Origin of the sequence: Psychromonas sp. SR45-3 (genome assembly GCF_014163575.1) — a bacterium.
In the GTDB taxonomy this organism is placed as follows: Bacteria; Pseudomonadota; Gammaproteobacteria; order Enterobacterales; family Psychromonadaceae; genus Psychromonas; species Psychromonas arctica.
This window is the reverse complement of record NZ_JACJDP010000009.1, coordinates 58342-84232: the sequence shown is the minus strand read 5'-3', so window position 1 is coordinate 84232 and position 25891 is coordinate 58342. Positions and strand designations below refer to the sequence as shown.

The following is a 25891-nucleotide window of genomic DNA, read 5'->3' as shown; positions in this document are numbered from 1 at the left end:
TATTTATTTCCTATTTATTGGCAAACTAATAGTAATGGCTAATCCGCCTAAAGCAGAATGGCTCGCAACCATACTACCTTGATGTGCTTGTACTATGGTTTCACAAATTGACAACCCTAAACCAGCCCCTCCACTTAACCGACTACGTGATTCATCAACCCGATATAATCGTTCAAATAACTTAGGTAAAGCGGCATCAGGGACACTAGGAGCGCTGTCTTCAATACAAATAGAAAGCTGTTTTTTATTTGCTTTAATATGCACTTGTAATACGCCTGGCGAATCCGTGTAGCGTAAGCTGTTTTCTAATAAGTTAGAAAATAACTGCGTTAATGATTTTTGATCTCCTTTAATATAAACCGGCTTTTTAAGATCAAAATAACTGTGTAACTGTACCTGTTTTTCCTGACACCGAAGCTGATATTGATTGCAGCTAGTGGCCAATAATTGTTGCACATCAACCGAATCCATTAAGCTAAATTGTAATCCTGCATCGGATAATGATAATTGATATAAATCATTCACCAGCTGACTTAAGTTTTGAACTTGATGGTGTAAAGAATCAATATACTTTGGTTCAGGTTGACGAATACCATCCTGTAATGCTTCGATTTCACTTTTTAACACTGAAATAGGCGTGCGTAGTTCATGAGAAATATCTGCTAACCACTGCTCTCTGGTCTTTTTTTGATGCAACAAACTTTGACTTAATTCATTAAACCTCGTTGATAATGCAGCAAGCTCATCTTCACCTTGTACCTCTATTTGCGTTAAATAATCGCCTTGCTGTAAAGAATTAGCCGCGCTTTCAAGGCGTTTTAGTGGCGTTAAAAAATGCCGTACCAATAACCATGATAGTGAAAATGACAATAAGGTTACCCACAACACAATCCACATTAAGTTATGCTGCTGTTGGCGATAAAAACTACTCTCTAATGCACCTGATATAGTGTTACGTTTTTTAGTGATCACCCAACCAACCGTCTTATCTTGATAGATAATGGCCACTTTAATGAGATCTTTTTTACTTTTGGGTTTACGTTGGTTTAATAGAGGTTGATAATCTTTATCTAAAATAACAATACGTTGCATTAGGCGTTCAACATTCTTTACCGATGCTTGTCGAGGTTGATTATTTCCATGACGTGGCCGAGCAAAGACTTGTGCAATAACATCACCTACAACATTTGGAGACAAATCTTGCCAACCATTTAACATTGAATAAAAAGGCGCAATATTCTCAGCAACCAGTTGTAATTTTTCCTTTTCACCGTGATTTAGATAATTCTGCAGTCCGGTTTGAAAGCTAGAATTCATTAACCAGGCCATGCCGATTACCATTAAAGAGCTAATGAATAGCATTGAAATGAGAATTTTCTTGAACAAGGTTAAACGCATCTAGCACCCTTTTATCTAAATTTATTATCGACGCTTAACTGTAACATAAACTGCAATTTATTCTGTAGCGAGAATTAATACTGCAGCCGCTAAATAAATCATTTACCTTAAAATATTTACTCAAAACGATTAGCTTAAAAAAAAGCCACTAAGTGAATCACTTAATGGCTTTTCGATGACATATTATAAAATATGTTGAATATTTATAACTTGAATAACAAGCTCATAAAATACTGTTTAACACGGTTAGATATTTTCAATCGCTGTATTTAATGTTGCACTTGGACGCATTGCTGCAGATACTTTAGCTGGGTCAGTGTGGAAATAACCACCTAAATCAACTGCGACACCTTGTGCATCGTTAAGCTCTTGTACAATTTTAGCTTCATTGCTTAATAACACGTCTGCAAATGGTTTAAATTGTGCTTGTAACTCAGGATCTTTAGTTTGTGTAGCTAACGCTTCTGCCCAGTACATAGCTAAGTAGAAGTGGCTACCACGGTTATCTAATTCTTTTACTTTACGAGAAGGAGATTTATCTTCTTTTAAGAATTTACCGTTAGCAGCGTGTAATGCTTCCGCTAAAATAACTGCTTTTTCATTACCTGTTTTTGCTGCGATATCTTCGATTGAAACAGCCAAGGCTAAAAACTCACCTAACGAATCCCAACGTAAATGGTTTTCTTCAACAAATTGTTGAACGTGCTTAGGTGCAGAACCACCCGCACCTGTTTCAAATAAACCACCACCAGCAAGCAGTGGAACAATTGAAAGCATTTTGGCACTAGTACCCAACTCTAAAATAGGGAATAAATCTGTTAGGTAATCACGTAATACGTTACCCGTTACAGAGATAGTGTTTTTCCCTTCCTTAACACGTTGTAAAGAAAACTTACATGCTTCTACAGGTGTTAATATTTGAATATCTAAGCCTGTTGTATCATGGTCTTTTAAGTATTCATTTACTTTAGCAATCAAGTTTTTATCGTGTGCACGATTTTCGTCTAACCAGAAGATTGCTGGTTGGCCTGTTGCTTGTGCACGACTTACTGCTAAACGAACCCAATCACGGATTGGAATGTCTTTAGCTTGACACATACGCCAGATATCACCGGCTTCAACATCGTGAGACATTAATATGTTGCCCGCAGAATCGATTACGTTAACAGTACCTGCTTCTTTGATTTGGAATGTTTTATCGTGTGAGCCGTATTCTTCAGCTTTTTGAGCCATTAGACCTACATTTGATACGTTACCCATTGTTGCAGGGTCAAATGCGCCATTCTCACGACAGAATTTAATCGTTTCTTCGTAGATACCTGAGTAACAACGATCAGGAATCAATGCTTTAGTATCTTCAAGCTTGCCTTCTGCATTCCACATTTGACCGCTAGAGCGAACCATTGCTGGCATAGAAGCATCAATAATCACATCGCTTGGCACGTGTAAGTTAGTAATTCCTTTATCTGAATCAACCATCGCTAGGCTTGGACGAGTAGCGTATACCGCTGCAATATCAGCTTCAATAGCGGCTTTTTGTTCTGCAGGTAGGTTAGCAATTTTTGCGTAAACATCACCTAGACCATTACGTTCATCAACACCTAACTCTTTAAATAAGTCTGCATGCTTAGCAAATACATCTTTAAAATAAACAGTTACAGCGTGACCAAACATGATTGGGTCAGATACTTTCATCATGGTTGCTTTAAGGTGTAAAGAAAGCATGATGTTGTTTTCTTTTGCTTCCGTCATCTCTTTTTCATAGAAAGCACGTAACGCTTTTGCACTCATACGAGATGCGTCAATTAATTCATCTTTTAATACAGGTGTAGATGCTTTAAGTACCGTTTTTTCACCAGCGGCATTGGTAAACTCTATTTTCACATCATCATCTTGGCCTAAAACAACTGATTGCTCTGAGCTATAGAAATCACCATCATCCATGTCTGCTACATGAGATTTAGAGTCTTTAGACCATTTCCCCATACGATGTGGGTTGTCTTGTGCGTATTGTTTAACCGCATCGGCAACACGACGGTCAGAGTTACCCTCACGTAAAACAGGGTTAACCGCACTGCCTAATACTTTTGCATAACGCGCTTGCGTATCTTTTTCTTCTTCAGTAGTCGCTACTTCAGGGTAATTTGGTAACGCAAAGCCATGTGCTTGTAATTCTTTGATAGCTGCATGCAATTGTGGAATTGATGCACTTACATTGGGTAATTTTATGATATTTGCTTCGGGCGTTTTCGCTAAGTCACCTAGTTCGGCTAAGGCGTCGGCTTGCTGTTGTGCAGGAGGTAATTTATCAGAAAAGTTAGCAATAATTCGAGCAGCTAGAGAGATGTCACGCGTTTCTACAACGATGTTTGCAGCTTTAGTAAATGCATTAACGATTGGTAATAGAGAGTGAGTTGCAAGCGCAGGTGCTTCATCTGTTTGTGTATAGATGATCTTTGCTGATTTATCTGTCATTTTATTTCCTTTAACAAAAATTTATGAAGTGAATTGTTAGCGTTAAAAATGTTATCAAATTGTTACGCATAATAATTACGCGCATATCATATCGGAAAAAACAAAATTATCTAGTTTCAGACCCTTATGTCGTCGATTAAAACGAGATCAAGATCATTATTTGTGAACTTGTGCTTGTTAACATCAAGTAATCAAATAATGTCAGACAGCGCTATTTGATACTGATAAACATAACATTTCATAAGCAACTCTGCCTTAATATTTTATTCTGATACAATGTTTTTTTTGACTGCTTTTAAGGGCAACAAATGAACCAACCTCCAATAAAAAAAACCAATAACACATTCAAAGCAGATGCAAAGAGCAGCCCACGAAAAACGAAAAAGCCTTCGCACTTTAATGTAAAAAAAGCAGCGCATAAAACATTTGTACCCAAAAAAGTATTACCTAAAGCAATGCAAAAAATCGTTTTATTTAACAAACCTTTTGATGTGCTAAGCCAATTTACCGATGAAGGTAACGCAGACAGTATTCGCGAAACCTTAAAAGACTACATTACGATCCCTAATATCTATGCGGCGGGTCGTTTAGATAGGGATAGTGAAGGTTTATTGGTACTAACCAACGACGGGCAATTACAAGCGGACATCACCCAGCCAGGCAAAAAGACAGAAAAAACCTATTGGGTCCAAGTTGAAGGTGCCCCCAAGGAAATTGATTTAGACAAATTGCGTCAAGGTGTGAAATTAAAAGATGGTATGACCATGCCTGCAAAAGTAAAAATAATGGACAACCCTGATATTTGGGAGCGATACCCACCGATACGTGAACGTGCAAACATTCCTACTACTTGGTTAAGCATTACTATTTCTGAAGGGCGCAACCGACAAGTACGCCGAATGACGGCTAATATAGGCTTTCCAACATTACGTTTAATTCGTTACTCCATTGGGGAATGGACGATTAAAGGGCTTGATAACGGAACTTTCAAAGTACTTTAAAAAGCAATAAGCTATTTAACAAGTAATCAAAATTTTAACAATAAAAAGCCCGAAGTATTTATACTCTCGGGCCGTTATACCAATAACCATTTATACTATATAGTTACTGTTCAACAATCAACAAGTACTACTGTAGGTTGTTGCAGACATAAAATCACAAAATGATAAAAATATAATTAGCTTATTTCGCTCTTTTCTTTGTGACAGAAAAACCTAAACCTACTAAACCCAATCCTAATAAAGCGATGGATAACGGCTCAGGAACACTTTGAACAGCTTCATTAACAATAACATCATTTATAGCCCAATGCTGTCCATTGCCAGAATGCATAGAACTCTTAATATAATCATTACCCGTTAGTATAGAGAAAGAAGTAAGGTCTACCCAGTTTGCTATAAAATCAATAGCTTGAGTAGTTATTCCAAAATCGATAGTGTTTACTAAATTCACTCCATTATAACCATTGATAGTCAAGGTTTGACTTCCCCAAGCACCTGCGACGGTAAATCCATTTAAATTGAATGTATCAAGATTATTCCATGTAAAGGTTGATGATTGTGCCTGATTTGTATTAAAGGCAACATAGTCACTGCCAGTTGCGTCTGCAACTTGCTTATAACCAACACCATCACTATGACCCGTTCCATCTAAAAAACTCACGCTATTGCTTGTCTCAAAATTTGCATTTCCACCCTGTTCAAAACTGATTGTTATTGCTTGAGCAGAGGCAGACAGTCCAATGGTAGATAAAATAAGAGTGTTGATCATGTTTTTCATTTTTAATGCCTTAAGTTATAACTCTAATTGAGTAGAATACCAAGGAGAAGCAAAAAACGAGCCAACAAATCAAACCATTGATTCTAATAGGATTTATTTATATTTTAATCAATAAATAATTAACCTGTAAATTAAACCAACACTTTATGGATAGCATCTGGGTTTATTGAAGGTATTAACGCTTATTTACTACTCGATATCCATCGACATGCAAAAAGTCAGTAAACTGAAAAATATAAAGTTTCTAGACATACAGGAGAAGACCTAACGAATCGAAAGGTCATCGTGTCACGCATGGTATGGATGACCGAGCTTGCAACTGAATAATACAGATGAATAATGCAGCTGAATACAACCCTAAAGGCCACAAAAATTAATTTCTAAAAAGCCCCGCTCTTTAAAACTCGCTGTTAAGGCTGTTAAATGTGCTTTGTTTTCAAACTGACGAGTATAAAAAGCCTGATGATTTAAGAGATAATTGTTTAATGGTTGAGGGTTTAATAACGGATCATTAAAATATCGGGAGTTTAATAACTGTTTTACACGCAACGCAATCGCTTGCCCAGAATCAACTAAATGAATCGGCTGAGCGAAACAGGCACTGATTTCTTCTCTGAGTAGCGGAAAATGAGTACATCCCAATACTAATGTATCTGGCATGTTATCTTCATTCTTTAACCAAGGGGCTAATATTACTCTAAAACTATCTGCATCAAGTACTTTCCCTATCAACTTATCTTCAGCTAATTCAACCAATTTCGTCGAGCCAATACGCAATACCGTTTTGTCAGCAGCAAATTCATTAATTAACGTATCGGTATAAGCACGCTCTATGGTACCCGGCGTTGCCAATAATCCAATCACATTATTAGCGGTGATTAAAGTAGCAGGTTTGATGGCAGGGACAACACCAACAATAGGAATAGTAAAGTGCTGGCGTAATGCATCAAGCGCCACAGTGCTCGCGGAGTTACACGCGATAACAATTAAATCAACCGAGTGCAACTGCATAAAATCAGTTAATAATTGTGTTAGTCGATTAATTAATTGTTCTCTTGGCAGTTCACCATAGGGAAAATAAGCATTATCAAACAAATATTGACACTTGATAGTGGGATTATATTTAACTATCTGTTCGTAAACAGATAAACCACCGACTCCAGAATCAAATATAAGTACTCGTTTGGCTGACATTTTCTACTTCCTTGGCAAAAAAAGTATTTTAGCCTGTAATCAAAGCAGAAAGAAATAAAATGATCATTAACCTGATAATAATGATGGTCGGTTTTAGCTAGCCAACAGCTACTCGCTGTTTTAGAATGCCCCTCCATTTAAATGCTATTGAAAAATAGCCAGCGATAGATATAAAAAAACAGAGGTTATTATGAGCTTAGAATTTGTTGATCCGGATAATTATGAATCACAATTAGACGCTAAAAAAGAGCAATTTACAGCTCTCTTTTCAACCTTTGAACTCCCTGAATTAGAGTGTTTCGATTCACCAAAAACACATTACCGTATGCGTAGCCAATTTAGAGTTTGGCATGAAGATATGGACCTGTATTTTTACATGACCGACCAAGAAACGCGCCAGCGTATACGTGTCGAACAATTTGCTCCTGCGAGTGAATTAATTAATCGATTAATGCCACGCCTAGTAGAAGAATTAAAAGTATCGCCTATTCTTCGCTATAAATTATTTCAAGCTAATTTTTTATCGAGCATGAGCGGTGAAATTATGGTGAGTTTTCTTTACCATAAAGTGTTAGATGATGAATGGTTAACGGCGATTAAAGCATTAAAAGCCCGCTTATCTAAAGAGTTTAAGATTAACTTTATTGGTCGAGCACGCAAACAAAAACTGATTGTCGACCATGACTATGTAATAGAAAAACTAAATGTAGATGGACAACAATTAATATATCAACAAGTTGAAAATAGCTTTACCCAACCTAATACAGAAGTTTCGATTAAAATGCTTGAGTGGGCTATCGAATGTACACGATATAGTGAAGGTGATTTATTAGAACTGTACTGTGGTAATGGCAATTTCTCTTTAGCATTGGCAAAAAACTTCAACCGAGTCTTAGCGACAGAAGTATCTACGCCATCGGTTAACTCTGCTCAGTATAATATTGCCGCGAATAATATTGATAACGTGAAAATTGTTAGAATGTCTGCTGAAGAATTTACTCAAGCAATTAATGGCGAGCGAGAGTTTAATCGTTTAAAAGAAAAAAATGTCGATTTATCTAGTTATCAATGTAATACCATTTTTGTTGATCCACCACGAGCTGGCCTTGATGATGATACCATTGAAATGGTGCAAAAATATGACAATATCATGTACATCAGCTGCAATCCTGAAACATTAAAAGCGAATCTTGATGTATTTACTCAGACACATGATATTAAGCGATTCTCTCTATTTGATCAGTTCCCTTATACACACCATACCGAAGCGGGTGTGTTTTTAGTTAAAAAGCAGTAACTGTCCAAAAGCTTGCGTCATCACAACAAGTAAAATAAAGTCTCGATAAATACAAAAAAGCTGCATACCTAAATATGCAGCTTTTTATTTTTACACTTGGATTATTAATTTACTCGCTTATTAACAGACTAAAAATCAAGTCGTGGCTAGATGCTTATTAAAAAAGTCGATACTTCTATCCCAAGCAAGGTCGGCCATGGTTGGAACGTAGCGAGCTGTTGAGTCATTATGAAAGCCATGGTTTGCTTTTTCATACATGTGCATTTCATAATCCACATTATATTTTTTTAAGTCCGCTTCATATTCTGGCCAATACGCATTCACCCTTTTATCAAGTTCAGCTAATTGAATTAATAAAGGTGCTTTAATATTTTTTCTTAATTCTGCTTTAGCAGGAGTCCCGTAGAACGGCACACCTGCATCGAGTGTTTCAGGGATCGTAGCTGCAAGCATATTGACAATATAACCACCAAAACAAAAACCTACTGCACCTAGTTTTCCAGTACTCTGTGGATGTGTTTTTAAATAGTTAGCAGCTGCAATAAAGTCTTCTTCGATTTTATTTTTATCAAGCGAACTTTGCATCTTTTTACCCTGGTCATCATTACCAGGGTAGCCACCAAGTGAATGCAATACATCAGGTGCAAAAGCAATAAAACCTGCTTTTGCCAAACGACGAGCAACATCTTTTATGTAAGGATTTAAGCCTCGATTTTCATGAATAACTAGTACTACAGGTAATTTACTATCTACAACTTTTGGTGTAACAAAATAGCCTCTGCCTTCACCATGCCCTTTCGGTGATGGGAATGTTTGGTAAGTTGCTGTGATATCGTCATCATTAAATGAAATTTGTTCTGCGAGTGCATAATTAGGCGTTAATGCCGTTGAAAGTGTTGCTAAGGTAATACCGGCTCCTGCAATACCAGCTAGTCGTCTTAAAAATGTACGTCTATCTATATCCCCGTGTGCATATTCATCATACCAATCAAAGGCTTCTTGAGGTATCTGCATGCTAGGTTGTTTTTCTGGAGCTTTAGTTATATTAGCTTTATTAGTCATATTCACACTCTCATTATTAATAAATTATTACATTTAAAAACGATCGTTCAAACAATAACCAATTTTAAACCTAGTGTAAAATTTATTATTAATGATCAGTGATCATCAACCTACTCTTAGCGTTATTTTAATATTTATTATTTTTACAAAAATGTTAACGAGCTAATAACCGATAAAGTTGGGCAGTAACTTAGTGAATTGACAACTATTTGAATAGTTTTAACTGACAGCTTTGATATAAGAACCAATCACTGTTACTGCATATTGAGCTTGAATTTCAACTAACGCAGAGGCAATATGCTCTTCTTCTTGATGTCCATCTATATCAATAAAAAAGTGGTAGTTACCTATTTGTGAACGAGTAGGACGAGACATAATAGAGGTTAAATTTACTTTTTGCATTGCAAAAGCGCTGACAATACTACCTAAAACACCGGGGCAATCTTGTTTGTTATTAACAACTAAAGTGGTTTTATATTCTTTACCCAGGATCCGTGCTTGAGGTGTTTCAGAAAGCACTAAAAAACGTGTTTGATTATTAGCATAATTGGTTACATCATTATCAACGATGATTGCTTCAGTCGCATGTGATAAGGCATGTTGCGGAATAATTGCACCAGCCGATTTACCTTTTTGTTGCGCTAACACCAAGGATTCAATATTACTTTGAGTATTGTGTATTCTCACCCCTTCCAACCCATTGATGAATTCAGAGCATTGTCCATGAGCAACAAACTGAACATACAAATCACGTAGATCAGAGAACTGCTCACAAAATCCAACAAATGAGAATTGAATCGGCAATAACAGTTCAGAAATAACAAATAGTTTAGTATCCAATAATTGGTCTAAAACCACCTGCACATAACCTTCAGATAAATTTTCAATGGGTAAAACACCTAATTGACAGTCTTTACCGACGGCTTGAAAAGTTTGTGACAGCGTAGAATAATATTTAATATCCGCGCAGGGAACGGGATCTTTATCTTGAATAGCTTGAATATATTGCTTAGTAGCGAGATCTGAGAATGTATCTTTTGGGCCAAGTGTCGCGATAGTAAGCATAGAATACCGAGTTGTTCTTAGAGAGTAGAAATAAAAAGGTGAGCCTTAGCTCACCTAATAATATGCTAACTATTTAGAAGTCCATGTTAGTTTTTAATTTCTTAAGGGCATTCGCTTCTAACTGACGAACACGCTCCGCAGAAATATCATAACGCGCAGCTAAATCGTGTAAAGTGGCTTTTGGCTCGCTTAACCAACGAGAATTTAAAATATCTTGACTACGTGCATCTAACGTTGATAACGCTGAATACAATTTATTCTTTGTATGAGACTCAGTATTTTCTTGCTCAATTTGAGTTTCAACGCTTGCACTTTTATCTTCAAGATAGTGCATCGGTGCAAAGGTATTGTCATCATCGTCATTAACACTTAAATCAAATGACTGATCTTGAGCATTTAAACGTGACTCCATTTCAAGTACATCTTTAGTACTTACATTTAACTCTTCAGCAACCGCTTCTACTTCTTCTTTTTTGAACCAACCTAAACGTTTTTTAGATTTACGCAAATTGAAGAATAATTTTCGTTGTGCTTTTGTCGTTGCAATTTTTACAACACGCCAATTACGGATAACGTACTCATGAATTTCTGCTTTAATCCAATGCACAGCAAAAGAAACAAGACGTACCCCAACCGTTGGGTCAAAGCGTTTAACCGCTTTCATTAATCCTACATTACCTTCTTGAATTAGATCCGCTTGTGCTAAGCCGTAACCAGCATAACTTTTAGCAATGTAAGCAACAAATCGTAGATGCGACATAACTAATTTTTTTGCGGCTTCTAAATCACCTTTGTAATATAGACGCTCTGCTAACTCTTGCTCTTCTTCAGCACTTAGCTTAGCAAATGAGTTTACAGATTGAACATAGGCTCCAATACTTCCTTGAGGAACTAGACTCATTGAATTTATTGTATCACTCATGTTTCACCTTAATACTTGAAGTTTTAATAATAAGTGTTTCGATACTAATCAAACACTTTATATTATACAGTAGCAAATTGAAAATAAAATATTTTACTTGCCTAATAACCCTAACTGGCTATCAAAAAGTTGAAGTAACATTTTTTATCTAACTTGCGTTTTACATAACGGGATAACCAATATTGTCCGATACTATGATGTTGAAAAACATCTCGAAAATGTAATGAATTGATACGCATAATCTGACCTTCAAATAGATCAAAAGTTCCGTAAGCAATCAAGCGCCCATCAATACGAATAACAAGAATTTCTTTACAATCAGCAATCAAATCGATCAGCTTCATGCCTTTGTGGAAGGCCATTTGCTCTTGAATGAGCACCTGACATGTCGGTGACGAAATGGGTAACAACTGAATATCAACATTTTTTTTCATAAAACACCTGAAATCAAATCCTCTAAGCAAACCCGTGAAGTAGATCACATATTACAGGCAAAACAAAAGAGATCAAGCAGTTAGTTTTTTATTTTTTTATAAAAAATTGGTGTTAATTTATTTCATAAGCGTCTTTAAACTACAACTATAATGATAAAAACTACTTCGGTTCAATTTTCACAAGATATTGTTTTACCGAGATAAATGAAGCAATAAAACCTAATACAGCACCAACAATAAGTAGTGTGATAGATTCATCAAAATTCAATGATATGATTTGAAATTGTGCCTGATAAAGGCCGGTTAAATTCATTACCCCTGACTCCAACCAAATAACCAGCACCCAAGAAAATAACCAAGCAATCACACCACCCAAAAATCCATACCAAGCTCCAATATATATATAAGGTAACTGGATAAAACTGTTGGTTGCTCCGACTAACTTTAAGACTTCTATTTCATCGCGCTGGTTAAGGATATTAAGCCGGATCGTATTACTAACAATTAATAACACAGATAATAATAATAATGTTGCAATGCCAATCACCATATCAACCACTAGATAGAAAATAGCCTGTAACTTTTCTATCCAATCAATATCAACACTCACCAAGTCAATATCTTGTTCTCGTTCAAGTTTAGCCACTAGCAATTTACTACCCGCGGTATTCATTGCAGATTTGACAGGGACAACCACCAATACTGCGGGTAATGGGTTTTCATCTAAATAACTTAATGCCTTTGAAAAACCAGACATCTCTTTAAACTCTAACAATGCTTGATGACGGGAAATATAAGTAACGGCTTCAATATCTTCATACAAACCTAACTTATTAATCAGTACTTGCACCCGTTCTTCAGAAATATTCTTTTTTAAAAAAAGGCTTACCTCAGAAGCGCTATCCCATTGCCCACTCACGCGTTCTACATTTTTATAAACCACATGAAAAACAGTGGGTAAAGATAATGCAACACCCAACACGAGAATTGTCATCAAGGTCGCAAACGGAGTTTTCCATAATTCAAAGAAACTATGAATAACCTGATGCACGTGCTGTACTAAAGTTGCCTTAACACGGCCAATAAAAGACACTTTATTAATTTTAGGAGAGCCAGATAGCTTTCTTTTTGCACCCATCTTATTACTCATTGCGTTCCCTTAATAAGCCGTCATTGATCATATCACCATCACGTAACGTGAGTGTACGGTAACGCATCTTAGCAATTAGTCCTAAATCATGTGTGGCAATTAACACGGACATACCAAATTGATTTAAAGATTCAAACAAGGTTAAAATTTCCAATGATAATTTAGGATCTAAATTACCCGTGGGTTCATCTGCTAATAATAAAGGAGGTTGATTAATAATAGCTCGGGCTATCCCTACTCGTTGTTGCTCGCCACCGGATAAATTGATAGGAAAGCTGCTTTCTTTCCCCGTTAATCCCACTTTATCTAAGGCGGCTAAACTACGTCGCTTAATTTCATAACGGCTATAACCTTCAATTAATAGAGGCAAACCAACATTTTCAAGTACGGTACGATTCATCAATAAACGATGATCTTGAAAGATCATACCAATATGACGGCGTAAATAGGGAATATCATTACCTTTGATATGACTGATATCATTACCATTTAAAACAATACGCCCAGTCGTAGGGCGTTCCATTAGACTCACCAGCTTTAATAAAGTGCTTTTACCAGAACCAGAGTGACCGGTAATAAAAGCCATTTCGCCTTGTTTTAAATGAAAGTCTACTTTATTTAAAGCGATTTGGTCATCGGCATAAATTTTGCTGACTTCTTCAAATAATATCATTGTCTATTTTACCTTATGACTCATCTTCTTTAGAGAAAAGAGCATCAATAAACTCTTTGGCGTTAAACTCTCTTAAATCATCAATCCCCTCTCCCACTCCGATATAACGGATAGGTAACTTAAATTGATCGGCAATAGAGAAAATAATCCCCCCTTTTGCAGTACCATCAAGCTTAGTAAAGGTAACACCAGTCAAACCTACCGCTTGGTTGAATAATTTAACTTGGCTAATCGCGTTCTGACCAGTACCCGCATCAATTGTTAACATAATTTCATGAGGGGCCGTTGGATCTTTTTTACGCATGATACGTACTACTTTTGCCAACTCGTCCATCAAGTGATCTTTATTTTGTAATCGGCCAGCTGTATCTGCAATTAACACATCGATACCCCGTGCTTGCGCGGCATCCATCGCATCAAATAAAACCGACGCACTATCTGCCCCCGTTTGCTGAGCAATAACAGGAATTTCATTACGCTCACCCCAAACTTGTAACTGCTCAACAGCGGCGGCACGGAACGTATCACCGGCAGCAAGCATTACTGATTTACCTTCATTTTGGAATTTTTTAGCTAATTTACCGATAGTAGTAGTTTTACCAACACCATTTACACCAACCATTAAAATAACATAAGGTTTTTTGGTCACATCAATCACTAAAGGTTTTTCAACTTCATGTAGTATGTCTGATAAGTCTTTTTTCAATAACTCATAAAGAACTTCTGCATCTTTTAACTGTTTGCGATTTGCATGCTCCGTTAAATTATCAATAATACGTAATGTTGTCTCAACGCCGATATCCGCGACAATAAGTTGCTCTTCTAGTTCTTCAAATAGCTCATCATCAATTTTTTTGCCTTTAAATAACGATAGTAAACCACTACCAATATTAAGCCGTGTTTTCTTTAAGCCTGCAGCAAAACGAGCAAAGAAACCTAATGTGTTTTTTTGTTTCTCTGCTTCAACTTCTTCTTCAGCAACTAACTTTGCCTCTATTTCAGCTTCTTGTACTGCCTCTTCATTTGCCTCACTTTCTACCTGTTGACGCGCTAACTCTGCATTTTTCTGTGCTTCTTGATATGCCAATCTTGCTTTAGCAGCCGCCTCTTGTTGAGCTACTATTTCAGCCTGACGTTGTGCTTCTTCCGCTGCCGCTTTTTCTCTTGCCTCAAGTTCAGCTTGCTTACGTGCTAATAGCTCTGCTCGTTTGACTGCTAACTCTCTTTCTAATAGCTCTGCTTGTTCTTTTTCTGCTCGCTCTTTTTCGGCTAGTTCGGCTTGATGTTTTTCAACTAGTTCAGCTTGACGCTTTGCTTCTTCGGCAGCAGCGATCTGTTGTGCTTCAAGCTCAGCTTGTTTGCGTGCTAATAGCTCTGCTTGCTCTTTTTCAGCTCGCTCTTTTTCAACTAGCTCGGCTTCTTCGGCAGCAGCGATCTCTTGTGCTTCAAGTTCAGCCTGTTTACGCGCCAATAGCTCTGCTTGCTGTTTTTCAGCACGCTCTTTTTCAACTAGCTCGGCTTGACGCTTTGCTTCTTCGGCAGCGGCGATCTCTTGTGCTTCAAGCTCAGCTTGTTTGCGCGCTAATAACTCTACTTGCTGTTTTTCTGCTAACTCTCTTTCTGCAAGTTCGGCTTGACGCTTTACCTCTTCAGCAGTGTCTTTTTCACTCGCTTCAAGTTCAGCTTGTTCACGCGCTAATAGCTCTGCTTGCTCTTTTTCTTCTTGCTCTGTTTTCTTAGCTGGTTTTTTTGAAAACCATGAAAACAATCCTTTCTTTATAGACATTGATTAAAAACCTTACTAACAACCTGTTTACCCTGCTAAAATAGCAATCGTATTGAAATGCTATATTAACACTATGCTTGCCGGACTAAAAATTATATGAGTAAAAATCATCGTACTTTAACCAAAGAAAACAATAGAAAATCAATGAGTGACGGATTTATCCGCTTAATCTCTGGTCAATGGCGAGGAAAAAAGCTTCCCGTTAAAGATAAACAAGGGTTGCGGCCGACAACAGATCGCACAAAAGAGACTCTTTTCAATTGGTTAATGCATGATATTCGAGATGCAAATTGTTTAGATTGTTTTAGTGGAAGTGGAAGTTTAGGTTTCGAAGCGTTATCTCGTTATTGTCAATTTTGTACTCTCTTAGAGCTTGATAAACAAGTCGCTAAGCAGTTACAAATTAACTTAACCTCCTTAAACGTAGAAAATGCGCAAATTATTCAAGGCGACTCCCTAAAATACCTTAACCAAACCGCGACTCAAGACTACGATGTGGTTTTTATCGATCCGCCATTTAATCTAGGCTTAGCTCAACCTTGTATAGAACAATTAGAAGCAAATGGATATTTAGCCAATGGATGTCTTATTTATCTGGAAGTTGAAAACAGCTTAAACACGCTTCAAATCCCTAATAACTGGCAACTATTGAAAGAAAAAACATCAGGCCAAGTTCGTTATCAATTATTTTCAAGAGGTTAAACAATGACTTATTTTATTCCCTTTGCAAAATTTTTAATGATCATTATTTGGACCTTGTTGCTTGCTAATTTATTTTTCCCATTCCCTGGAAAAGCTGCAATGGCCTTTTACTTTTTATTAGCTTTTGTGATTGTCATGCATGCGATCCAATTGTTAGTTATTTATGGGGCATTTGCTGAAAAGCTAAAATTAACCAAAAAAGAAGCTTTTGAAATTTTCTTTTTTGGTGTATTCAAAATGTGGCAATTAAAGTCACGTCTTATATAAACACATTTACTATCACCACACTTTTTTTAATATTACCCAATAAAAAAGGGAGAGCATTATAAATGCCCTCCCTTTTTGTCGTCTTCATTTCATTCCATTGAGATTGACCGCATCCCTGTGGCTCCATGACAATGCTTTTCCAAGCTGATCCCCTTGCCAATCCTTTGGCGGCTCCTTATCCTTGTAAACAGTTCCACTGCATCAATGCTACTTCCTTTACTTGTTAATGAGTATAAGAAATTATTAACAATAAGTGACTGCATGAAATAATAAATAGTTTCTAAACACTAAAAAAACACATACAAATTGTTAAAAAGTCTAGTATTCAGACTGTTAAATTAAATTGATGAGATATGGAGAGAGATTTCTTTTTTAAATAAAGCAAATAACAGTATCAAGGATGGTTGATCTCTTAGGGTAAGTTTATCTCTGTGTAGAATAAGCCGCAGCCAATAATAAAAAAGTCACCGTAGTGACTTTTAATGATGCATATTTTAATAGGTTTAGCTTTTTGCATAGAGAATATCTTTGGTTATTGACCCCACTCGATAATGCCATCTACTTTTTTACCATCTTCACTCACCACTAACCATTTTATATGCTTTTCGCGCATTAATTCTTCAGCTTCAGTTAAACGCGCAGAGGCAGAAATTAAACGTGGCGTAGGGTTCATTAAATGTTCAGCTTGGCTATCAACAATACTTTCGCCAGCAATTAAGAAACGACGAACATCACCATCGGTGATAACCCCCTGTAAATTACCATCTTCTAACACCAAAGCTAAACCGGTACGCGTTTCAGTCATCACCATTAACACATCAGTCACCGACGTATCAGCGCTTACAACAGGCAAGTTTTCACTGCGCATCTCATCGCGAACAAAAGTTAATAAACGTTTACCTAAGCTACCACCAGGATGAAAGCGAGCAAAATCCATTGGACTAAAGTCTCTTTCTAACGTTAAAGTGTTCGCAAGTGCGTCGCCAATCACTAAGGTCAAGGTAGTAGAAGTGCTTGGTGCGAGGTTATTGGGACAGGTTTCTTTTTCTACGCTCGCATCGAGTACAACATGAGAATTTTTAGCAAGTGTCGACGTTGTACCACCGGTAATTGAAATTATTTTATTACCAAAATGTTGCAGCGATGGAATTATTTTTAGTATCTCATCTGTTTCGCCACTATATGAAATTAATAACAATACATCTTCTTTTGTTACCATGCCTAAATCACCGTGAAAAGCTTCACCTGGATGCATAAAAAAAGAAGGTGTTCCAACAGAGGCAAGTGTAGCGGCTATTTTAGTACCGATATGCCCTGATTTTCCCATTCCAGAAACAATCACACGTCCAGTACAGTTTTTCATTAAAGCCAACGCTTGAAGATACGCTTCGCCAACATGTTTACTATGTGTAGTAATTGCCGCACTTTGTACTTCAAATACGTTTTTGAGTTCTTTTAACAATTGAGACTCTGGCAATGCAAAACGGGACATGAAAATTCCTTAGTGTAGGAGGAAAAATAATAAATGAAGAAATGGTCGGTATGGGAGGATTCGAACCTCCGACCCCTGACACCCCATGCCAGTGCGCTACCAAACTGCGCTACATACCGATTTGTGTAAGTCTAATTATTTATCATGAAGTTGCAACAAAAAAAGCAAGTCTAAGCGTAAACAATAAAGAAAAAGTAACGTAATTGAAACGAATTGACATATTGTGACAAAAATTGAGTCAAAAAAATACCCGCACTCGGCGGGTATAGTAGATCACTTAAATATACTCATTCAAATGAATAGAAATTATAAACAATCAAACTCAACTAAAGGTTCAACTTCAGCATCATAATCAACACCATCAATACCAAAACCAAATAATTGTAAAAATTCATCTTTATAATCTTGGTAATCTGTTAGTTCAAACAGATTTTCAGTTGTGATTTGAGGCCATAGTTCTGTACAAGCTTGTTGAACATCATCACGCAATTCCCAATCATCAAGGCGTAAACGACGAGCTTCATCCGTTGTAGGCGCTGAACCATCAGCTTTGAATAATTGCGTAGTAAATAGACGGTGAATCTGTTCCATACAACCTTCGTGTAAACCTTTTTCTTTCATGATTCTAAAGACCATTGAAAGGTATAGAGGCATAACAGGGATAGCCGAACTTGCTTGTGTCACAACACTTTTTTGTACCGAAACATAAGCTTCACCACCTAAAGAGGCTAATTGAGCTTGGATAGCAGTAGAAGCACGATCTAAATCTAATTTCGCTTTACCTAATGCGCCATTCCAGTAGATAGGCCATGTTAATTCAGTGCCAATGTAAGAATAAGCAACGGTTTTAACACCTTCAGCTAACACACCCGCATCGGCTAGTGCATTGATCCAAAGTTCCCAGTCTTGTCCACCCATGACAGTCACTGTATTCGCAACTTCTTCTTCAGTTGCAGGCTCTACTGATGCTTCAATGATCACGTCTTTGTTAGTATCAATAGCAGTTGAAGTGTAAGTTTCACCAATTGGTTTTAAGCTTGAACGAATCACTTCACCAGTATCTGGTAACTTGCGTACAGGCGCAGCAACAGAATAGATGATTGCATCAATTTGACCTAAATCAGCTTTGATTGTATCGATAACAAGTTGCTTTGTTTCGTTCGAAAATGCATCGCCATTAACGCTTTTAGCATATAGACCATCTTCTTTAGCTTGTTTTTCAAACGCAGCACTATTATACCAACCTGCTGAACCCGCTTTACGATCGGTTGCTGGTTTTTCAAAAAACACACCGATTGTTGAAGCATCACTTCCGTATGCAGCAGCAATACGAGATGACATGCCGTAACCTGCAGAAGAACCAATCACTAATACACGTTTAGGGCCTTTTTCAATTTTGCCTTGCTTTTTAGTGTATTCAATTTGTGCTTGAATGTTTTTTTCACAACCCGTTGGATGAGTAGTTGTACAAATAAAGCCACGAATCTTAGGTTTAATGATCATATTTTTTCGCTCTTATGGTATTTGAAACCTTTAATGAGAGTATTAACGATAGAAAATCACTGCACTCGCATTAAAGGCGTAAGTAAAATTATCGCTAATATACCTGTTCTCTGATGAAATGCCAAAAACAACAAGTATTGTTACCGATCTACTGATGCTAATTTATTCAACCGTTGACATTGGCAAACATAAAGTAGGTTTATTACCGCCTAGTCCCATTGCCTGTCTAATAAACTGCTTTTTTAGTGGACTGATAGTATCAGCCATTAACAGAGCAACATCTCTTAAAACTTTTTGTACAGGATTTTCCCCATTAAATAATTGTTTTAATAGCTCCATCGACGCAATCATTTCTGTTGCTTCGGTTTTACGCCAGCGCTCAAAGTGACGTAAATTACTGTACAAACCAATATCATTACCTAATGTCACATTTTTTAATATTTCTTGCCCTAAACAAGCTGCATCCAATAAACCTAAATTTACACCTTGGCCAGCTAACGGATGAATGGTGTGTGCAGCATCACCAATTAGTGCAACACGATGTTTCGCAAAGTCTCTCGCATAGCGCATACTTAAAGGTATGCTTTGACGTTGCCCCTGTACTTCACAGGGACCTAGGCGATTGTCAAAGGTGCGACTTAGATGATGGTTAAAAGTTTGATCATCTAAAGCCAGTAAAGCTTGTGCTTTTTCAGGCGGCAACGACCACACAATAGAACTAAGGTGCTGCTGGTATAAAGGCAAAAAGGCTAGCGGCCCTTGCGGGGTAAATATTTGGCGAGCACAGGCTTGGTGATTTTCAACGGTTTTTATCGTAGCAACAATTGCATGATGCTCATAATCCCATTGTGTTAAGGGAATATTAAGTTGCGATCTTACCCATGAATTAGCACCATCGGCAGCCACCACTAACTTCGATGTCAGTTGTTTGCCGCTGTGTAATGTTAACCAAACTTCACCTTCTCCGATGGCCATACTTTGTAGTGAGTCGGGACAGAAAAAAGTTACATTTTGCTGTTGTTGCACACTATGATGTAAAGCTTGCTGTAAATTTTTATTTTCAACAATGTATCCTAAGTCTTTTTGGTCTACTTGTTTGGCATCAAAATCAATTTTACCAAAGCTATCTTTTTCCCACACCTGCATCGTATGATACGGTGTAATACGTTGCGCTTTTAGTAATGGCCAAATACCTAAATTATCAAACAGGGTTTTGCTAGCAAAGCTAATCGCACTGACCCTACTTTCTGGTGTATCACTTAACGCCACTGTTTCATTAGCTTCAATGATAGCAATAGATAAATGGCTTTTAGCTAAACATTTGGCTAATGTTAATCCGACCATTCCGCCACCAACAATAGTGACATCATAAGACTGCATCATGACAAGTTCTCACTGTTAAATAAATCAAACTGGCCTTTGGCTTGTTCGATAATGGGTTGTGATAAAAATGGAAAACAGCTCATTGCTTGTAAACCAATATTACGAGGAATGCTCAATAATGGATATTGGTTACTGAATATTCTCACTAAACTATCCGTCATCAAAATAGTGCGATGATGATCTTTAGCACGACATTGCCAATAAGTATTTAACATTGAAAACGAGCCAATATGCTCTACTTCTGATTGTGTGACCACTTTAGCTAGAACAAATAGGTCACGTAATCCCAAATTGAAGCCTTGGCCTGCAACGGGGTGTAAACTATGCGCCGCATTACCAACACATAAAACACGATGCGCAATCGGTTTAGTTGTTTTTACTAAGCTTAACGGATAAATATCTCGCTTTCCTGTTTCTTCAAATATACCGGCACGAAAACCGAACTGTTGCTGTAATTGAGCAAGAAATAAGTGATCCGGTAATTCTGCAATTTGTGCTGCTTGCTGATGCTCAACGCAATACACTAATGAATAGCGATCTGCCGTTAACGGTAATAAAGCAATAGGGCCGCTTTTACAAAATCGCTCGTAGGCAATATTTTGATGTGGTTTAGAGCAACGAACATTGCAGATGATAGCACTACGGTCATAGTTATAGCGCTCTGTATCTATTTTAGCTAGCTCCCTGACTTGGCTTTCACTACCATCGGCGCCCACACATAATTTTGCCTCAATACACTGACCATCACTGAGTTCACAACTAATTGCATCAATACCTTGCTGAAAATGTTTGAGTTTCACATTGTACCGTGTCGTTAACGATGGAAAAGCGCCTAATGCTCTTGCTAGTACTTTCCCAACATGTCGTAACTCAACAACATAGCCAAAAGTTTCACCTTTATTATTTGGCATTAAGCCTAAGGCTCCAAAGTAGCCTTTATCTGAGACTTGAATTTTATCGATAGCTTGCGCATTAATTTCAATCTCAGACCATAATGCTAACGAGTCTAAAATATCAACCGATCCAGCATTTAAGGCAATACAACGCGCATCGAAGCTAGGATTACGTTGCTTATCAGATACCGTTTTATTAGCTAGAGACTGATTTTTTTCAACACGCTGTGCGTTTTCATCTAGCAATAACACTTTAAGCTGAGCATTTTGTTTCAACAAAGATAACGCTAATAATGAGCCAGATAGACCAGCCCCTACAATAACAATGTCATAACTCACGTTATCACATCGGTCATCCGAGAGTGTGTCAATCTGGGTAATGTTGTTTTTAACCATGCATCAATGCTTCAATATCTTGGATGCTTTTTGGTACTGCTGAAGTCAAAATTTCGCATCCAGTGTCAGTAACAATCACATCATCTTCAATACGAACACCGATACCTTTCCAATGGTCTTCAACATTTGCATCATTACTAATATAAAGCCCAGGTTCAATGGTGATCGCCATGCCTTTTTCTAATAAGCGCGGTGTTTCGATACTGCCAGAGTCCCCGACATCGTGTACATCTAAACCAATAAAGTGCCCTAAACCATGCATATAAAAATCTTTATGTTTATCTTCCTGAATCAGGGTTTCCAGCTCACCTTGTAAAATGCCCAATGCCAGTAAACCTTCACACATTTTACGCACAACTAACTTATTGATCGCTAAAACACTAATATTCGGCTTTACTTGCTCAAGTGCAAATAGCTGACAATCTAAGACTAGTTGGTAAATCGCCGCTTGCTCTTCAGTAAAGCGACCATTAACAGGAAAAGTACGTGTAATATCGCCAGCATAACCTTGATATTCAGCACCCGCATCAATCAGCACTAAATCACCATCCTTTAGTTGCTTATCATTTTCGGTGTAATGCAAAATACAGGCATTATTACCACCAGCAACAATACTGTTATAGGCAACATCACGTGTCCCCTGCCTTGCGAATTCATATTCAACTTCTAGCTGTAATTGGAATTCCCACATACCCGGTTTACACTGTTGCATAGCACGTACGTGGCCTAGCGCAGAGATTTCTCCTGCTTTACGCATTAAATCCTTTTCAGCATCACTTTTGAATAAGCGCATTTCATGTAACTGCGGTTGCCAATTTAAAAACTGATTGGTTGCAATTAAACCACTGCGCGTTTTATTGCGTAATTTATTGAGAATGGTTTGTAAGCGTGTATCTAAACTTAAACCACTTAATACTGGATAATATACTGTCTCGATGCCGGCCAGTAAATCTGCTAGAACGACTTCTAACTCATCAATAGCAAAGGCTTGATCCATCGATAATTCAGTAACGGCTGCTGCTTGACCTAATCGATAACCATGCCAGATTTCAGCCGTTTTATCTTTTCTACGGTTAAATAACACACTGCTAATTAGCCCTTTTCTTTTGATCAATAACAGGCATGCTTCCGGTTCATTAAATCCAGTCAGGTAATAAAAATCACTATTTTGACGAAAACGAAATTCGGTATCGTTACTTCGAATCAATTCTTCATTAGCAGGAAAAATAGCCATGCTATTGTCTAGCATACTATTAGAGAATAAATGTCGGCGAGTGTTAAATTCAGTCATGTGTTCTCAACTTAGTGAAGGGTATTAGAAATAGGAGTTGCCATGTTACGGGAAAAAGTATTAAAACATAACATAGCGCTAACGCGAAGGTACTCAACAATTTCGGCAAAAGCAATTTCAGATTCTTCATCTTCTTGTTCAAAATCTAAAGATAATTGTGAGATATCACGAATATCTCGAATTACTTCTTGTACATCTTCCGATGCTTGATTTAATGCTTGTTGCACCATTCCAAAACCGACTAAAAAACCCTGAGCCCATTGCGCCATCGCTTCAGCTCTTTCATCTAGAGGTTTTTCATCATCAGGCAATAATAAGTTAAAGCCTAAACCGTCGTCTGCACATTGTTTCACCACCTCCGAATAAATATCAGCAACAAGCTTTTTTATTGGCTGTGGTAACGCCATTCCCTCATTAACAACATCATTAAATAATGGTTGCCAACTTTTATCATCAAGTGCAATACCACCACAAACAAAGCCAGATAAGACCCCGTGCGTTTCGGCAGCATTGGTGAATAACTCAGCACCTTCAAGGGCTTGCGAAATTTTGTCAAAACTTGGTAGTACAGCTGAATTCATAAGGACACTCTTAATCAATAAAAGATAATAGCTATATTCTATCATCCACTGGATCTCGTCGCCACTAAGTACTTGAAACTTGATAGCTAGGTCGATATAGTTCGCCCATTATATGATATTTTTTTAGGGAGGTTCACTGTTCCCTTAATTTGCAACACTAACGGGGGCTTTTATGGCACATCTTGATATTACTATTTTAGGCCAACAATACAAAATCAGCTGTCCAGAAGGTGAGCAAGAAAGTTTATTAGGCTCTGTTGAACAAGTTAATGAACATTTAAAAGAGATGAGAACCTCTTCACGAACATTAAGAAGCGATCAATTGGTTGTAATGGCAGCATTAAATTACCGCCATCAACTGAATACATTAAAAGAAGAAAATCAAGCACAGACTGAACAATTAAATAAACGTATTCAACAACTACAAGATGCTATTAATGGTGCATTAGATAACACCACTCTATTAAAAGACTAACATTACAGTTTTAAAAAAACATTTTATTTTCTGCTTTATTTAGCGAACAACTTTATATTTTTTCATCCCTTTAATATTGCTAATTGAAACCACTAACACTGCCTTTGATTAATTTTATCTATACGATTAAAAATTCAGCATTCAATGCAAAAGTTCTTATTTTTTGCCAAAAACCCTTTTAAAAACGATTAAATGTATGTACAGTTTATTTAACCCTCGGGTACCCGTTAATCTTGACTAAGTCCCTGAGCCGATAAGCATTACCCTGGTGAATTTGTTTGGATACTATTGTGTAAGCTCGACTTGTATCGAGAAACCTGCGGTAGACACGAGTACACCAACCTTGACCTTCGGGTTCAAGGTCACAGTCAAAAGCGGTATCCTTGGGTTAACTTCAATTCTTTATTATCATTTATGTTTGATCCCGGTATATCTTTCTCCTGTCATTAATCAGTTTAGTTTCAAACACTCCTTTGCTTCTCTTATTTTGTTTACTGCTAATTTTGAGTTAATCTTAATATATACTTTTAAAACTCTCGTTATCACTAAGCAGAAATAAAATAATGACTAATACTATTTCTACACAACGTAATACCATTCGACAACAAGTACGAAGCGCACGTAAAGCGTTGTCCCGCAATGAGCAACAACAAGCGTCTTGTCGATTGTTACAAACCTTAAAACAACACCCTAAAGTGCAACAAGCACAACATGTATCAGTGACTTTAGCCTATGACGGTGAAATAGATCTCAGTCCTTTTATTGATTGGTGCTGGCAACAACAAAAACAAGTGTATCTACCTGTTGTGCATCCAACTAAAACGGGGCAATTATTATTTCTCGCGTATCAAAAAAATACTGAAATGATCATCAACCGTTATGGGATCGCCGAACCTAAATTAACACATGCAACAAAAAACATTAAACAGACCTGTCCTGCAGATGCCTTAGATTTGGTGTTAACCCCGTTAGTCGCCTTTGATCAACAAGGTAACAGAATAGGTATGGGAGGAGGTTATTACGACAGGTTATTAGCGCCTTGGTTTACTCAAAGAACCGGCCCCTACCCTATTGGCTTAGCGCATGATTGCCAATATATAAATGCCCTACCGATTCAAGAGTGGGATGTCCCTTTGCCAGAGGTGATCACACCGAGTCAACACTTCTACTTTGAATAATCCAAAGAACTTCACAACGTTCAAGTTTCATCTCCCAATGACCAGCAACTTTTCTAGGCAAGGCAAAGTTTATATAGCCTGAGTTTATGAAGTGTTGTTAGGGAATGTCATATTCCACATAACAGGGCAACAATACAGTATTTAAAGTTCACGGATGTTCTTAACCATAAGACGCCATGCACTTTGTTGAAAAATGCGCTAATGCCAACTCCATTAATTATGTGATCAAATATTGCACAGAAACAATGAGTTAATTTAAGGCAGAAATTGTGACAAACGGTTCTTCCCTTTAAAAAATTTCTAACGCAGAAGTGATGCATTTTAACCAGCAAGGTTGATCAGCTATTTCGTGGAATCGGAATTATATCACTAGGCCATATTATGCCAGCCCCTATCAAAAACTCCTTGTGATGAATAAAATTTAAACAACAAAGATCAACACCTCTTAAGTATTTAACGATTTTTCATAAATTTAGCTTAAATTAAAAGCACGGT

At 37.3% G+C, this 25891-nt stretch carries 23 protein-coding genes, 1 tRNA gene and 1 other RNA gene; 7 read left to right on the top strand and 18 right to left on the bottom strand.

Going from position 1 to position 25891, the window contains the following annotated elements; all coding sequences use genetic code 11:
* Positions 1-3: 3 nt before the first annotated feature.
* Both H5084_RS07345 and H5084_RS07340 read right to left on the bottom strand, forming a co-directional pair.
* On the bottom strand, positions 4-1398 hold the full coding sequence (locus H5084_RS07345) for an ATP-binding protein (RefSeq protein WP_037071516.1): 1395 nt from the start codon (positions 1396-1398) through the stop codon (positions 4-6).
* Between the two features lie 246 nt (positions 1399-1644).
* Positions 1645-3873, bottom strand: coding sequence for an NADP-dependent isocitrate dehydrogenase (locus H5084_RS07340; protein ID WP_182690062.1), 2229 nt, complete (start codon positions 3871-3873; stop codon positions 1645-1647).
* 308 nt (positions 3874-4181) lie between these two features.
* On the opposite strand from H5084_RS07340, the gene H5084_RS07335 reads away from it, so the two are divergent.
* Complete coding sequence (locus H5084_RS07335; protein ID WP_182690061.1) at positions 4182-4874, top strand: pseudouridine synthase; 693 nt, start codon at positions 4182-4184, stop codon at positions 4872-4874.
* A gap of 181 nt (positions 4875-5055) precedes the next feature.
* On the opposite strand, the gene H5084_RS19715 is transcribed toward H5084_RS07335, so the two are convergent.
* A complete protein-coding gene (locus H5084_RS19715; protein ID WP_259396698.1) occupies positions 5056-5652 on the bottom strand; it encodes a PEP-CTERM sorting domain-containing protein in 597 nt (198 codons plus the stop codon).
* 357 nt (positions 5653-6009) lie between these two features.
* Positions 6010-6846: a glutamate racemase gene (murI, locus tag H5084_RS07325; protein WP_182690060.1), complete on the bottom strand. Its 837-nt coding sequence runs from the start codon at positions 6844-6846 to the stop codon at positions 6010-6012.
* Between the two features lie 190 nt (positions 6847-7036).
* On the opposite strand from murI, the gene trmA reads away from it, so the two are divergent.
* On the top strand, positions 7037-8143 hold the full coding sequence (gene trmA / locus H5084_RS07320) for a tRNA (uridine(54)-C5)-methyltransferase TrmA (RefSeq protein WP_182690059.1): 1107 nt from the start codon (positions 7037-7039) through the stop codon (positions 8141-8143).
* A gap of 135 nt (positions 8144-8278) precedes the next feature.
* Here trmA and H5084_RS07315 read toward each other — a convergent pair whose 3' ends face one another.
* From H5084_RS07315 to ftsY, 7 genes are all read right to left on the bottom strand, one after another.
* On the bottom strand, positions 8279-9205 hold the full coding sequence (locus tag H5084_RS07315; protein WP_182690058.1) for a dienelactone hydrolase family protein: 927 nt from the start codon (positions 9203-9205) through the stop codon (positions 8279-8281).
* 219 nt (positions 9206-9424) lie between these two features.
* Positions 9425-10270, bottom strand: a complete 846-nt coding sequence (locus tag H5084_RS07310) for a prephenate dehydratase domain-containing protein (RefSeq protein ID WP_182690057.1) — start codon at positions 10268-10270, stop codon at positions 9425-9427.
* Between the two features lie 73 nt (positions 10271-10343).
* Positions 10344-11192, bottom strand: a complete 849-nt coding sequence (gene rpoH, locus H5084_RS07305) for an RNA polymerase sigma factor RpoH (RefSeq protein WP_028869231.1) — start codon at positions 11190-11192, stop codon at positions 10344-10346.
* Between the two features lie 110 nt (positions 11193-11302).
* Positions 11303-11626 (bottom strand): hypothetical protein, encoded by a 324-nt coding sequence (locus H5084_RS07300; protein WP_028869232.1) that lies wholly within the window; start codon positions 11624-11626, stop codon positions 11303-11305.
* A gap of 160 nt (positions 11627-11786) precedes the next feature.
* Positions 11787-12776, bottom strand: a complete 990-nt coding sequence (gene ftsX / locus H5084_RS07295) for a permease-like cell division protein FtsX (RefSeq protein WP_051369178.1) — start codon at positions 12774-12776, stop codon at positions 11787-11789.
* Positions 12769-13449: a cell division ATP-binding protein FtsE gene (ftsE, locus tag H5084_RS07290; protein WP_028869234.1), complete on the bottom strand. Its 681-nt coding sequence runs from the start codon at positions 13447-13449 to the stop codon at positions 12769-12771. Before ftsE ends, ftsX begins: the two co-directional genes overlap by 8 nt.
* Before the next feature lie 13 nt (positions 13450-13462).
* A complete protein-coding gene (gene ftsY / locus H5084_RS07285; protein WP_028869235.1) occupies positions 13463-15235 on the bottom strand; it encodes a signal recognition particle-docking protein FtsY in 1773 nt (590 codons plus the stop codon).
* A gap of 96 nt (positions 15236-15331) precedes the next feature.
* Here ftsY and rsmD point away from each other — a divergent pair, with 96 nt between their 5' ends.
* Positions 15332-15937, top strand: coding sequence for a 16S rRNA (guanine(966)-N(2))-methyltransferase RsmD (gene rsmD, locus H5084_RS07280; protein ID WP_182690056.1), 606 nt, complete (start codon positions 15332-15334; stop codon positions 15935-15937).
* 3 nt (positions 15938-15940) lie between these two features.
* The gene (locus tag H5084_RS07275) at positions 15941-16204 is read left to right on the top strand and encodes a DUF1145 domain-containing protein (protein ID WP_028869237.1); all 264 of its coding nucleotides are present in this window, start codon (positions 15941-15943) and stop codon (positions 16202-16204) included.
* Positions 16205-16736: 532 nt separating this feature from the next.
* On the opposite strand, the gene H5084_RS07270 is transcribed toward H5084_RS07275, so the two are convergent.
* The 7 genes from H5084_RS07270 to H5084_RS07240 form a co-directional block, all read right to left on the bottom strand.
* Complete coding sequence (locus H5084_RS07270) at positions 16737-17696, bottom strand: SIS domain-containing protein (RefSeq protein ID WP_182690055.1); 960 nt, start codon at positions 17694-17696, stop codon at positions 16737-16739.
* A 42-nt stretch (positions 17697-17738) separates the two neighbouring features.
* A tRNA-Pro gene (locus H5084_RS07265) sits at positions 17739-17815 on the bottom strand.
* Positions 17816-18002: 187 nt separating this feature from the next.
* Positions 18003-19199, bottom strand: coding sequence for an enoyl-ACP reductase FabV (fabV, locus tag H5084_RS07260; protein ID WP_028869239.1), 1197 nt, complete (start codon positions 19197-19199; stop codon positions 18003-18005).
* A gap of 162 nt (positions 19200-19361) precedes the next feature.
* A complete protein-coding gene (locus H5084_RS07255; protein ID WP_182690054.1) occupies positions 19362-20582 on the bottom strand; it encodes an FAD-dependent monooxygenase in 1221 nt (406 codons plus the stop codon).
* Complete coding sequence (gene ubiH / locus H5084_RS07250) at positions 20579-21871, bottom strand: 2-octaprenyl-6-methoxyphenyl hydroxylase (protein ID WP_084296286.1); 1293 nt, start codon at positions 21869-21871, stop codon at positions 20579-20581. Before ubiH ends, H5084_RS07255 begins: the two co-directional genes overlap by 4 nt.
* The gene (gene pepP / locus H5084_RS07245; protein WP_028869242.1) at positions 21864-23162 is read right to left on the bottom strand and encodes a Xaa-Pro aminopeptidase; all 1299 of its coding nucleotides are present in this window, start codon (positions 23160-23162) and stop codon (positions 21864-21866) included. Before pepP ends, ubiH begins: the two co-directional genes overlap by 8 nt.
* Before the next feature lie 11 nt (positions 23163-23173).
* Positions 23174-23743: a UPF0149 family protein gene (locus H5084_RS07240; protein ID WP_028869243.1), complete on the bottom strand. Its 570-nt coding sequence runs from the start codon at positions 23741-23743 to the stop codon at positions 23174-23176.
* 172 nt (positions 23744-23915) lie between these two features.
* On the opposite strand from H5084_RS07240, the gene H5084_RS07235 reads away from it, so the two are divergent.
* The 3 genes from H5084_RS07235 (at position 23916) to H5084_RS07225 (ending at position 25396) form a co-directional block, all read left to right on the top strand.
* Entirely contained in the window at positions 23916-24218 is a 303-nt protein-coding gene (locus tag H5084_RS07235) for a cell division protein ZapA (protein ID WP_028869244.1), read from the top strand.
* Positions 24219-24427: 209 nt separating this feature from the next.
* A non-coding RNA gene (ssrS, locus tag H5084_RS07230) (6S RNA) lies at positions 24428-24612 on the top strand.
* A gap of 169 nt (positions 24613-24781) precedes the next feature.
* Complete coding sequence (locus H5084_RS07225; RefSeq protein ID WP_028869245.1) at positions 24782-25396, top strand: 5-formyltetrahydrofolate cyclo-ligase; 615 nt, start codon at positions 24782-24784, stop codon at positions 25394-25396.
* Positions 25397-25891: the final 495 nt, after the last annotated feature.